The sequence below is a fragment of the Roseovarius conchicola genome (assembly GCF_041403425.1).
Taxonomy (GTDB): Bacteria; Pseudomonadota; Alphaproteobacteria; order Rhodobacterales; family Rhodobacteraceae; genus Roseovarius; species Roseovarius conchicola.
Genome location: NZ_JBGEHK010000012.1, coordinates 67864 through 80919, shown reverse-complemented (window position 1 = coordinate 80919; position 13056 = coordinate 67864). Strand labels below are relative to the sequence as shown.

At 54.5% G+C, this 13056-nt stretch carries 8 protein-coding genes and 1 pseudogene; 2 read left to right on the top strand and 7 right to left on the bottom strand.

Going from position 1 to position 13056, the window contains the following annotated elements; translation table 11 throughout:
• Window positions 1-472 precede the first annotated feature (472 nt).
• The 5 genes from V6N02_RS21135 to V6N02_RS21115 form a co-directional block, all read right to left on the bottom strand.
• Window positions 473-844: an Hpt domain-containing protein gene (locus V6N02_RS21135; protein WP_371229288.1), complete on the bottom strand. Its 372-nt coding sequence runs from the start codon at window positions 842-844 to the stop codon at window positions 473-475.
• Window positions 841-1833: a response regulator gene (locus V6N02_RS21130; protein WP_371229285.1), complete on the bottom strand. Its 993-nt coding sequence runs from the start codon at window positions 1831-1833 to the stop codon at window positions 841-843. Before V6N02_RS21130 ends, V6N02_RS21135 begins: the two co-directional genes overlap by 4 nt.
• 413 nt (window positions 1834-2246) lie before the next feature.
• Window positions 2247-5411, bottom strand: coding sequence for a PAS-domain containing protein (locus V6N02_RS21125; protein ID WP_371229282.1), 3165 nt, complete (start codon window positions 5409-5411; stop codon window positions 2247-2249).
• A gap of 394 nt (window positions 5412-5805) precedes the next feature.
• A complete protein-coding gene (locus V6N02_RS21120) occupies window positions 5806-6192 on the bottom strand; it encodes a response regulator (RefSeq protein WP_371229279.1) in 387 nt (128 codons plus the stop codon).
• Entirely contained in the window at window positions 6185-9358 is a 3174-nt protein-coding gene (locus tag V6N02_RS21115; RefSeq protein ID WP_371229276.1) for a PAS domain S-box protein, read from the bottom strand. Before V6N02_RS21115 ends, V6N02_RS21120 begins: the two co-directional genes overlap by 8 nt.
• 942 nt (window positions 9359-10300) lie before the next feature.
• Between V6N02_RS21115 and V6N02_RS21110 the strand changes: the two are divergent.
• Window positions 10301-10576, top strand: a pseudogene (locus tag V6N02_RS21110) (transketolase); the annotation flags it as partial.
• The gene (locus V6N02_RS21105) at window positions 10559-10999 is read left to right on the top strand and encodes a transketolase-like TK C-terminal-containing protein (protein ID WP_371229296.1); all 441 of its coding nucleotides are present in this window, start codon (window positions 10559-10561) and stop codon (window positions 10997-10999) included. The pseudogene V6N02_RS21110 and the gene V6N02_RS21105, both read left to right, overlap by 18 nt.
• Window positions 11000-11132: 133 nt before the next feature.
• Here V6N02_RS21105 and V6N02_RS21100 read toward each other — a convergent pair whose 3' ends face one another.
• Entirely contained in the window at window positions 11133-12260 is a 1128-nt protein-coding gene (locus V6N02_RS21100; protein WP_371229273.1) for an ABC transporter ATP-binding protein, read from the bottom strand.
• Between the two features lie 14 nt (window positions 12261-12274).
• Window positions 12275-13054 (bottom strand): HAD-IIA family hydrolase, encoded by a 780-nt coding sequence (locus V6N02_RS21095; protein WP_371229271.1) that lies wholly within the window; start codon window positions 13052-13054, stop codon window positions 12275-12277.
• Window positions 13055-13056 lie beyond the last annotated feature (2 nt).

Here is a 13056-nt window from a genome sequence, read left to right as displayed (position 1 = left end):
AAAGACCATCGAAACGCGACGCTTGCTCCACCGCAAATCCGCCGCATAATCACAACAACCAGATGCGCCAGACCCTCTCTTAGCTCAGGCCGCCATCTGTCCCAAAATCCCTGACGACGGACAGCTTTACTCAAGTTTGCGCAGCGACCGCATCTTGTAGTCCGGAGTTAGAGGAAGTGGTTGCTGTGTCGACACGACCGATAGCAGAGAGCTTTGAACTCGACATCGTCAAAGAGTAAGCACAGGCCGATGAACTTGCGACCTTGATCTAAATGACCGTCCGCATGCAATCTGACGGGATCAGGCAATACACGTCGCCGGGCGCGATTGGATTGATCATTAAGCCATTCTATCCACTGGAACTGAGCGCAGAGATTGCAACCGTCCTGCGGCAACACCGTTATCAGTTCTGATTCCCGTCCGAGCCAGAAAGCTGAGCAAAGCAGATGATCGGCAGCTTACACAGATAGTTTTAGTGCTCGTATTGAGCCCTGCCATGACACTGCCGCTCTGGCATGGAGGCCAAGGTATCCATGAACCAATCCAGTAACCCATGCACGGTTTCTGAAGAACAGTCATCTCCGTCGAGATGTTCGAAAATGGCCTCTTCGCAACGGCGCGCCTTTTTGCCGATTTCAGGAAGTCCGACCGAGCCCGCTGTGCCTGCCAGCTTGTGGAGGATTTCCTGGCACTCGGTCAACGCCGCTATCCGTTCGCCGCGCGAGGAAGTCGCCCGCGCGATACGGATGGCCTGTGAGAGACGCTGCTCTCGCTGATCCAGCATATCCAGAAAGCGCGCCCTGATGCGGGCCAGTCCTGGCATCATTCCTTCCGCCGTGGTCATGCAGAGTGCCTGTCGTACCAGAAGTCCTCGAGGTTTCGTGCATAAAGCTTGCTTTCGCGTTCGGCACTTTCATAAACGGTTGCCAAAGCGTCCACTGCCTTGTCTCCGGATTTCCACACCAGACGGACCATTTCGCTCACGGAAACGGAAACGTTCATCGGCTTGCCGTCATTGTAGAACAAACCCATCTTATGCAATGTCAGATTCACGCTATCGGTGAGAGAGGATGGGTCCGGCTGCCAGCCCTGCTCGACGATGCAAACGAAAACACCGTTGCCCGCATAGGAGATGAGGAACTGATTATTCTCCAAGCTGGCAGAAATCGCATCTGAAACGTCGGTGACGATGCACTCATATTCAAAACAGCTGGTTTTTTCGTAGAGATCCTGAATGCCGCGAATACAGAACGCAAAAACAGTCGATCCGAACAATTGCTTGCGAGACAGAAGCGACACGTAGTTCTCAAGGGCCTGATGCTCGATGACACCATCCACGTTATGAACAGCCATCGGTTCGTGCAGGGGTGGTTTGACCCCCGTCGTGGCACCGTTCGTATCAGGGTCAGCCTGGTTCTCGTGTGGCAGATCAGGGCCACGATCAGCCTTGCGCTGTGCGATCAGACTGTCGACAAGGCCGATACGCCCCCGCAATTCTTCAACTTCGAAGGGCTTGGTGATGTAATCGCTTGCCCCGGCGGCAAAAGCCTTGTCGATATAGGCCTTATCCGACATCGCCGTGAGCATGAGAATGGGAGTGGAGCGGTGATCGGGACGGCCGCGAATGATCTTGCAAAGTTCTATCCCGTCTGTGCCCGGCATTTGGATATCAAGCAGAAAACAATCGAACACTTCACCATCCGGACGTGCCAGCAAGTCAAGCGCATCCACCGCACTGCTTGCGGTCTCCATCGTGTGCCCGTCGATGAAGTTAACAAATTCCTCAAGTAACTCCAGTATGATAGGATCATCGTCCACTGCCAGCAAATGCACTTTTCTTCCCCTTCAAAGCATTGATTTTTCAGCTCGCGCACCCATAAGCGTTGGGCTTACCATTTCTGAACAACCTGAAGTCGAAATGCGTCCAGATTAAGGCGATTGTAGGGAATTTGGAAACAATGCGCTCTGCGGGAATTCCAGACATATGCCGGGACAAGAAATGTCCTTTTCAACACTGTGGAGGCCTTTGGTTTTGTCAGATGAAACGATAGCTGCCAGGATCAAAGTCTGGGTAACGAGAACCTGAAAATTGGTTTATTTATATTGAGTATTCAACAGGTTAACCTCCGTTTAGAGGCAGGCGAACATCATGTATGGCCCGGTGCCGATCAAGAGGCCCATCCCGGCCGAGAGTTAACTGTTGCCGCGCAATTCGTTTTCGCCTCACCGATGACAATACCCGCCTGTCACGCAACCTCGGAGCCATATTTTTCGCTGCTGGACCAATTGGCCGGTGCCAACGGCATCGTGAAAGTGAAGATACTTCCCTTTCCGACCTCACTTTCGACTGTCAGCGTGCCGCCCTGCAACTCGACGAGGCGCTTTGATATGGACAGGCCAAGTCCTGTGCCTCCTTTGCGCCTTGTTGCCGAAGAGTCGACTTGCGAGAATTGATCAAATATCGTTTTCAGCTGGTCTTCGGGTATACCAGGACCGCTATCTTCCACGGCGATTTCCACGCATTTTCCACGTTCTCGGGTGTGAATCCTGACATAGCCCTGCTCGGTAAATTTAAGAGCATTCCCAACCAGATTTATCAGAACCTGACGCAGGCGTAACATGTCGCCCAGCACCGTTTCACCATGCGTTTCCGCCGTCAGTTCGAGCGCATTTTCATCAGCACTATTGGCGAATTGCTCGACGACCAGCTTGACAGCTTCAGTCAGCGAAACCGGTTGCCGCTCGATCACAAGTTTACCGGCGTCGATCTTGGCCAGGTCCAGCATATCGTTGATCAGATTGAGAAGATGGTTTCCGGACCCCTGCATTTTTTGGGCAAATTTCGCGACCTCCCCAGTGACGGAATCCAGGTCCTTTTCGACCATGTCGGTAATCACCTGGTCCTCTTCGAGCCGGGCCCTGAAGGTTTTGACGCTCGACAGAAGCTCGGGGTTGGACAGAAACGCATTGTAGCCGAGGATCACCGTCAGGGGAGTGCGCAACTCGTGGCTCATCATGCTAAGGAACTCTGTCTTTGCGATGCTTGCTGCACGGGCATCCCGCAAGGCGTTATTGAGCACTGAAACGTCTGAACCAACCCCACGGTAGCCGCGGAATTCGCCGTCTTTATCAAAGATCGGCGCACCGCTGATACGTACCCATTTCCTGGCGTCAGGCGCCTCGACAGCGCGGTAGACGAAGTCACGGAAAGGGACGCGGGCGGTCATCTTGGCCTCAAGCCAGCGCCAGTCCGCACTCTCAAGAACCACGGGCATGTCTTTGTAGAACTCCGGATAGGACTTACCGATCAGACTTTCCGAATTAATGTCCAGACTCTTGTCAAACCCGCCGGAGACATAGGTGAAACGCAGGTTTTCATCCTGTTCCCAGAACCAGTCATTGCTGATTTCGGCCACGTCCAGAAACCGTCTTTCCGCCGCGTCCCGCTCGGTCAGGGCACTGCGCAACTGAGCGTTGGAGGCCTGAAGTTCGGACTGCTGCCGCTTCAGTTCGGTGATGTCGATCCGTATGCCGACGCGGCCACCATCACTTGTCGGCTGATTGTAGGACCGGATCCACCTGCCGCTCTGAAGCGGGTACTCCCACTCATACTCGCCACGCTCAATCCTGTCTGTGATCTCTTGTAGCCACTGTTCTTCCCGCCCGGCTGCCTCGGGGTACTCGCCATGCTCAAGACCATATTGCAGGATTTCCTTCGAGGTTGCGCCAATCCTTAGCGCGGGCGAAGATTTCTCGTATAGCTCCCGATACTTGTCGTTGAACATCTCGAGTCGGCCGTTGGCGTCAAAAAGCCAGAAGCCCGCAGGCAAGGCGTTGATCGCGTCACGCAGGCGGCTTTCGGCCTTTTCCGCACGATTGCGGCTCCGGATTTGTTCGGTGATATCGATCCTGAGCCCAACGCGGCCACCATCGGGTGTTGAACGTTCGAGAATGCGCAACCAACTCCCGTCGTCAAGTTTCTGCTCGATGGTCGTTTCCGCATGTTTGTGCGCGCTCAACCGATCCGCCAGCCACTCTTCTTCCCGCCCGATCGCATCGGCATATTGCCCGTTATCAAGACCAAACCGCAGGATATCTTCAAAACGCGTGCCGGGCACCATCACTTCGGCGCTTTTGTTGTAGATCTCCTTATATCTCTTGTTGCAAAGAACCAGGCGGTCATCGGCATCATAAAGCACAAAGCCATCAGGCAGCGTTTCAACCGCCATAAGCAGAAGGTCTCTGGACCGTTGAGCCTTCTGCTCTGCGAATTCGGCACGTATGCGGTCTTCAACCTGTTCGGTGACGTCAATCCGCAATCCGATGCGCCCACCGGTTGGTGTCGTCTTATCAATCACCCTCATCCAGCGGTTATCATCAAGCGCTACTTCAAATTCCCGACCGTGTCCCTCCGGTTTCTCCAGTTGTTCCGCCAACCATTCTTCTTCACGCCCTATTGCGCCCGGGAACTGTCCGCGCTCAATCCCAAGCCTGAGTATATCCTCGAACTTGGCACCGAATTTGATGGCGTCGGCACATTTCTCATGGATTTCCCGATACCGCTTGTTGCAGAGAACCAGACGATCATCGGCATCGTAGATCACGAAGCCATCGGTCAGGCTGTCTATCGCGGTGTTGAGTTGGGCTTGTGCGTGGCGGCGCTCTGCGCTTTGGCGCCGCAATGTCAGCAACGTGCCAATGGTTAAAAGCGCGATTGAGATCAGGCCCAAGTATAGAAACCAGGGTCTCGAGTATCTCGCGCCCCAACCTTCCCTGGCAACGATACCAATCTTCAGGCTCAGGCCAGGAAGCAACAATTCCTCGGTGACAGGATCGCTGTCAAAAACACCGGCGGCACCAACCATTTCGCCGTTGGTTTTCACGGAGGTAAACGCCACCAAATAGCCCTGATCGAAGTCCAGCAGTTCTGCAGCACTCAATGCTTTTTCGAGAACGCGTTCCGCATCAATCACCACCGAGACCACGCCACCTGCAATCGTGCCGTTTTCGCCTTGATCAGATTTGATGACCGGCATTCGCAAAATCAGGCCCAGCGGCCCCTGCACCAATCGCACCGGTCCTTGTGTTTCGGCCTGGCCTGTTCGGCTGATCCGTTCCAGCGCTTCGTATTGACCATTGAGACTGCGCAAGTCCAGGCCAACGACCTCCCTGTTCTCTTCATAGGGATGCACGAAAAGAACAACGGCGTCTTCAAGATAGGCCATGTTGAGAATGGCGCTGTCTTGTAAACTAAAACTCTGAGCAAGCCGCGAAAACCGGCCCTGATCAATCGTGTCATCCAGCTCAAACGCCGTCGTCAACCCACGGGCTCTGACCTCATAATCCAAGAAGGCAAGTTCGAGGTTGTGGCGCACTTTTTCACCAAGCCGCTCGGCATTGGCGCGTTCCATTTTTTCGAAATTGGAGCTTCGGACCGAGTCCAGACTGTAGATCAGGGCAGAAAGCAAAGCGGCAACCACAATGCCGATGGCGACCTTCGGCTTGGATTTGAGAGACCCTTCGTGCGTATCTTCTGACTGTCTGCTCACGGCTCGACCCCAGTGTTTTCTACCACCTTAGCTTGCCAAAGCACATCAGCAATCAATTTATACGGCATCAATCGGGTTATTTGGTGACGTGTGCCTTCAAAAGCCAAAACTCTGGACTTTGCTCCAGCCATACGGGCTGTTTCCGAGTCAAATCTTTTTCAGATGTCTGATCTGGCTCAGACATCTAACACATTGCAGATAAGAAGCGCTCGGGAACTGCATGTCCTTATTGCAAGATGAAAACCACAGTAAGGCGTCAGGCCTTGCTTTCCTCCCAGATCGTCTGCAGGTCGGCCGCCAATGTCATTGGGTCGAAAGGCTTCGCGAGAACGGCGTCCACCCCCATGCTGCGAAGACGTTCGATCTCTTTGGGATGCACCTTTGCGGTCAAAAACGTGACCGGCACGTTCGCCAGTTTCGGTTGGGTCCGTAGGTTCTTTAACGTCGTCGGCCCATCCATATCTGGCATCATGACATCCAGAAGTATCAATTGTGGCTCACAGTCCGATGCCTCTTCGACAGCATCCGCCCCGCTGGCGAAACCCGTCGCCTCCAGCCCCCCGACAACATTCAGGGCCATATCTATCAGATCCCTGACATCCGGGTCATCTTCGACAAAGACGATCTTCTTGAAATTATTCATGGGCAACCTTCATCAATTCGGGCGTAGTATCATGGGATGCGTTAGCTGGCGTATCGCTGGTTCTGAACTCCACCCAGAAAGTTGACCCTTCGCCTGCTGCCGAGGTCACGCCGATCCGCCCTCCCATGCTTTCAGTCAACTCGCGAGAGATAGCCAAACCAAGGCCGGTTCCCCGATTTTTCCGAGAGTCACTTGCGTCAATTTGCGAGAACTTCTGGAACAGCATATCCTGCTTCTCTTCCGCGATGCCGATGCCCCGATCAATCACCGAGATGCGTACCCAGCCATCGGACTGTTTGGCATCAACGGTGACTTTGCTTCCTTCCGGAGAGAACTTGACCGCGTTTGAAATGAGATTTGTCAGCACCTGTATCGTCCTCGTTTCATCGATATTGATGTGCACATCAGGCACCGGCTGATTCAATTCCAGATCAACAGAAAAGCGATCAGCATAAGGTTTCGTGGACCCCATGGCACGGTCCATCAATGCTACAAGGCCTGCTTTCTCGATGAAGACCTCCATTTTTCCGGATGTCAGTTTTTCGAGATCCAGAATCTCATCAATCATCGTTCCGAGCATTTCGGCATTCCCGAGGGACGAGGTGAGCATCTTGTCAGCTTTCTGATCAAGCTTGCCAAAAACACCCCCTTTGATCAGCGACAATGTCCCGTGGATTGATGTCAGCGGTGTCCGGAGTTCGTGGCTGACCATGGCGAGGAACTCAGACTTCATCTGCTCGACACGGCGTCGTTCCGTCAGATCGCGGATAATTCCGATAAAGACGACCCCGCTTTCGTCCTGCGTTCTCGATACGGCAAGTTCGATCGGAAAAATCTCGCCATTCGCGCGCTTGGCTTCCATTTCTGTAACCTGCCCGATCATCCGCGCATCGCGGCCATTCATGTAGGCCTCGATATGGTTATCGTGATCAGCGGCGTGATTTGCCGCCATTAACAGGCTGACATTGCGGCCAATGGCTTCGTTCACACCGTATCCAAACATTTCTTCAGCGGCACGGTTGTACGAGATAATCGTCCCTGACGGGTCGATCGTGATGATGCTGTCATGTGCATTGTCGAGGATTGCGGCCGTTTTGGCGGCAGCGCTTTGAAGTTTCCGGCTCGCTTCACGGCTCTCCGTGATGTCGAGATTCACACCTGTGTAGCGGCGGAGTCCATTCTCATCTCTGGATGTAATCCGAACACTGCTTGATATGATCCGCTCCCCCAGTTCCGGATGATCGAAACGGTATTCAAAGCTCACTTCCTCCGCATGCTCAACCTGAGCATTCCGCAAAAGCTCTTGCATATCCAAAAGGTCTTTTGGCTGAACCCGTGCCGCCCATGTAGAATAAATATCATTTGTCGTCTCGGAAATGCCGTGGAGGCGGTGGTTTTCTTCATTCCATTCAAGCTCGTCGGATTTGAGCTCATAACTCCAGACCCCTATTTTCGCCATCTCGGTTGCCAGATCCAGCCTGGCAAGGGTATCGACCAGCGCCCGCGACGTTTCCCGCCTTGCGGTCACCTCATTTTCTATTGCAATAAACCCGGTGTGATTGCCCTGGCTGTCGAATGTCGGATTGCACCGAACTTCCACCCAGTAAGGCGTCCCGTCTTTCTTATGGTTGATCATCTCAACATGAAATCCGCGCTTGCGCTTGATCCCCTTGCGCATCTTTTCAAGGACATCATGGCGCGGTGGTACTTTTTGAAGAATGTCCCCCGGTCTTTTCCCTCTCAGCTCCGCCAGGGGATACCCCGTAAGGTCTGTTGCTGCGTCATTCGTCCAGGTTATCAGACCCTCTGCATCCGTCACGATGACCGTGTTTGTGGTCTGCTTTGCAACCTGTGACATGAGTTCAAGATCGGCCGTGCGGGCCTGGACACGTTTTTCAAGCGTATGATTAAGGTCGCGTTGCGCACTGAACGCCTGGGTGAGCTGGGCGGACATACCCCGCATATGGGCGGTCAGCGCTTCAAATTCATGAATTCCGCTGCTTGGCAGTTCGGGCACACTGCGCCCTTTCATGATATTCGCAAGTATCCCGTCACTTGCACGCGCCAGGGTTTGCGTTGGCTGTGTGAGCCAGAGCGTCAGGAAACGGCAAACGATCATGACAACAAGGATAATGAGCGCCAGGCGGGTCAGGTTTTGACGCCCGGCAGCTTCGAGAGATTTGATCATTGGCTGGGCTGAAATCTCAACGCGAATTTCGCGATACTCGGGGAAGTCCGGTAGGGGAAAGTTGATTAAGTAGACACCCTTCAGGGCACGGTTCAGGCCCGACATCTCTGTGTTCGGCTCCCATTGTTCCACTCCGGAGTCGCCAAGAAATATTGTTCCGTTGCCTGCGGCACTCCGAAGAACGCCGCGGAAAGTCGTGGTGGATCCATCATCATGGATGAGCCCGACGGCGATCATCGGCAGAGGGTAATAGAGCTGATCAAGGTCTGCGAGAACGGGTCTGAGGGTTGCGTCAAACCGATCCGTTAAAAACTCTGGGGCCGTTCCTGCTTCAAGCTCTCTTTTTGTCCATCCGCCGATCATGGTCATGGCATGAGACATGCTCTCAACCGACCGCCTGTACTCAGCACGCGTTTCCGATGTGATGAACATCGTCGAAGAGACCACGACCACAGCTGTGATCACGTAAAATATAAGGGTACTAAACCAGATGTTCGGCAGATGACGTCTGAGCGATGGAACGTATCTGCGGCCCACTTCCAGCAAGAGAGCGGCGACAACAGCATTCAAAATGCCGTTTACGCCTTGTTTCAAACCGATATACCAGGCCGTTCCCGAAGGCAGGCCCATAACATCGTTGTAGAAGACCTTGACCATCAACAGACCGATGATGAGCCAGAAGAGGGCGACTGCCAGCACCATATTGTCCGTACGCCGCATCAACAGGCCGACGATAGCAATTTCCGCAGTGAAGATGACCATCGCCCATGGATGACCCCAGTTCAAATAGGTGACAATTCCCGCCAAAAACGCAATTGCGCAGCCCCAACCGATCCCCAGGAGCCGCAGGGCGACCAAAGCTGCAATTGACCCAAATATGAACTCAACGCCGTTAAAGAGCGAAACGGCAAAGTAGTTACCGGCCACTGCCAGTGCCAACAGCGCAATTGCAGATACCAGCTTGTTCAGGAGCCCCATTGCCTCATTCCTATCTTAGACTGATTTTTCAGCCTTATCGATGTGCTGCTCAACTTTTTTTGACCTAGTCTAACGTGTTTTAGGAATAAAGCGAAAGAAATTCCTGAATTCTCTCTTGAGTTGTTTTCGTGCATCTTCGAAGGTATCTGTCTTAGCGAAAAAGCATAGGATCCATCATCTTGATCCACGAACAACACGCACCAAGAGCGGGGTGGAAATCCATCGACAGCAAGAAACCAGCCTTCCGATTTCGATTCCACCTTCTCCAGACAATCCCTCGGTGAAAACACCAATAGCGGCAATCAGCCTTGAAGGTGTAGACCCCAGTATTCTTCGTGGACCGTCCGTTCGCATCCCTGAATTTGCGCTCGCAGCGAATGGCGGGAATAGTGGGCCGCATCGCGGCATTGCGGTTATGTGATGGAGGTCGGGAATGGGCCGCGAGCGAACATTCCTCTTAACAATAGTAGGTGTCCGCTATGCGGACAAACCGGACTTGTGCACTTGCAGCTTTAGCTGACGCAGAAAACACTCGCATTTGCAGCGTCACCCATTTGGCAGTGCAGCACATTTCACCGAACCGGCCGTTCAAACGCGCCGATCTGGGTGAATCTCAAACTGATCGTTCGCTGCGTTCTGTTTCAACAATTGAGAAGCAGGTGGAGCCGACTTTGCGAAAGTCGCGCATTTTGGTCAATCATGGAATTATGGAATTATGGAAAGGTTTGATTTGCTTATCGATGATCTGTCCCGTTGTGGCCGGGAAAAACCAAAGATATCGAACCTCAATTTAATCAAGTTATGGGTATCAGGACCTGGACGCAAGTATCCACACACGATCCCGCGTTGCTTGCACCTCGGAAGACAGTTCCGGCACTTACATCCACTGTGATGTCCACGAGCATCTGATAGGGGCGATGGTCAACGGGATCGCCGACCAAGGCGGTCTGCGCCACTTGCCTTGCCTTCAGCGGTTCTGAACTTGCATCCATGCGTTTCGCGGCTTTGATGGGTCTGCCCGTTGTCCATCTGTTCAGTCACGATTCTATCGGTGTCGGTTCAAACGGACCGACCTACCAACCCGTGTAAATCCTCGCCAGTGTCCGCGCAATGCCAGGGATGACGCTCTTCCGACCAGCGGATGCGATTGAAACCGCCGAGCGCTGGCAAATCGCGCTGGAGCGCCAGAATGGGTCGTCCATGCTGGCCCTTTCCCGGCAAGATGCCCCCCCGGTTCGGTCCGATACGGGGGAAAACCGTTGTCGAAACGGGGCATATGTTCTGCATGAACCGGACGGCAAACAAGATGTCACGCTCATCGCCACAGGCACCGAAGTCGCACTCATCCGCGAGGCCGCGACCCGTCTGGCGCAAGACGGTATCAACGCCGCAGTGGTCTCGATGCCAAGTTGGGATATCTTTGCAGAAGCAAGTCCTGCCTTCCAGCAGAATGTCCTCAGCGAAGCGCTAAGGATCGCTGTTGAAGCTGCGGTGGGCTTTGGCTGGAACCGTTGGCTTCGGCCAGAGGATGCGTTCATCGGCACGTCGGGCTTTGGCGCGTCCGCGAAGTCAGACGCGCTTCACGAGCATTTTGGCCTCACAGTAGAAGCTATCGTTGACCGTGCTCAGACTGGACGTTGATTGAGGATTGTCAGGGCCGCGAAGAAGGGTGGGGACGAGCACCAACCGGGGGTTGCTGCTTTGTGTTGCATGCCCAGGCGATACCACCTTCGCAATCGTTCCATAGCTGTGCGGCGACAATGAAAGCCAATTCTTAGCTCCAGGCTGGTGCGACAATGTTACGCTTGAACGACTGCCCGTCAGCCTGGAACAGGTGACTGTCCTCGGCGGCGATCCAGACATTCAAAGCGTCTCCTTCTGTCGCAACGACACGAGACTGGGTTGCGACCGTAATTTCGATAGACAGTTCCTTTGATAGTTGCACCAACCCGTAGATGTTGGTTGTCGCGCCGAGATGCTCGATCACATCAACCACGAGGGACAGCTTGACGGCTTCCTTGCCCGGATCTTCGAACTGGATATCCTCGGGGCGACAACCGAAGGTCGCTTGGGGGTTGGAACCTACGGACCCTTCGACCGGCAAGCTGACGCCCGACTGATCTCCGACGGTGACAGAAACACCGGAACCGTTGCCCGTATCTGAAACCTGACACGGCACCAGATTCATCTGGGGCGCACCGATGAACGTCGCGACGAACTGGTTCGCCGGATGGAAATACAGTTCATGCGGCGTGCCAATCTGTTCGATGCGCCCGTCGCGCAGGACCACGATGCGATCCGCCATGGTTATCGCTTCGACCTGATCATGGGTCACATAGATGATCGTATTCTTGAGCTGGCGGTGGAGTTTGGTGATTTCCAACCGCATATTGATCCGCAATTCCGCGTCGAGGTTCGACAGAGGTTCATCGAACAAAAAGACCTTGGGTTCCTTGACGATGGCGCGCCCGATCGCAACGCGCTGCCGTTGACCGCCCGAGAGTTCCGAGGGTTTACGATCCAGAAGCTGCTCAATGTGGAGAAGCCTTCCGGCGTTTTCGACCCTCGTGTCGATCTCCGGTTTTGCAACCTTCTCGGATTTCAACGGGAATTCCAAATTCCCCCGGCAAGACATGTGCGGGAAGAGCGCGTAGTTCTGAAACACCATGGACAAATCGCGGTCGGCCGGGTCGACGTGCGTTACGTCTTGCCCGGAGATGCGAACCGATCCGCTCTCAATCGGCTCCAGGCCCGCGATGCAGCGCAGCAACGTCGATTTTCCGGAGCCGGAAGGGCCGACAAATACGATGAACTCGCCGTCCTCGATATCAAGATCAACGCCATGGAGGGCAGTGAATGCTCCGTATTTCTTGACAATTTTTGATGTGCTTACGTCTGCCATTTTGCGCCTGTGTTTTATTGTGTCGCCACGAGAGGAATCGCGGCGAGCGTTTCGATGTCGAAATCCGGATGGATCGGGAACGGGCCCTTTTCCGCAACACCGGTCCGCACCAGAATGGTGGGCAATCCGGCCTTGTGACCGGCCATGATATCGGTCATGATCTGGTCGCCCAGCATGTAGGTGGACGCGGGATCGGTCCCGAGGATGGCCAGCGCCATGGTCACAAGATCGGGTTCCGGTTTGCCGATGATCAAGGGGGCCACGCCGGAGGCGGTCTCGATCGCTTTCAGGATCGACCCGGCGCCCGGCTCGAAACCACCGCCGTGGGGCAGCATATGGTCCGGGTTGGTGCCAATGAACCGCGCACCCTGCATGAGGGCGGTTTGTGCCCGGGCCAGTTTTTCAAAGGTAAAGGCCCGGTCCAGTCCCGCAACGACGGCGGCGACATCCTCATCCGCGATCTCGAACCCGCGTTGTTCCACGGCACGCCGCAACGCAGTGGCACCGATGACCATCACGCGCGATCCGGGCGCGACAAGCGCAGCCAGCCGGTCCGCGGCCACCGCAGAGGTGGTGATGATCCGCTCGGGCGATGCGGGAATGCCCATCCCGTTCAGTTTGTCGGCAAATTCCTCGGCCGATTTGGTCGAATTGTTGGTAACGAAAGCGTAGGGGAAGCCGTTCTTGTTCCACTGCTGAAAGGCGTCCACGGCGCTCTCAATCGGGTCATCGCCGCGATAGGTCACACCATCCAGGTCGCTGATGATCGCGGATATTTTGGGCCAATCGGTCATCT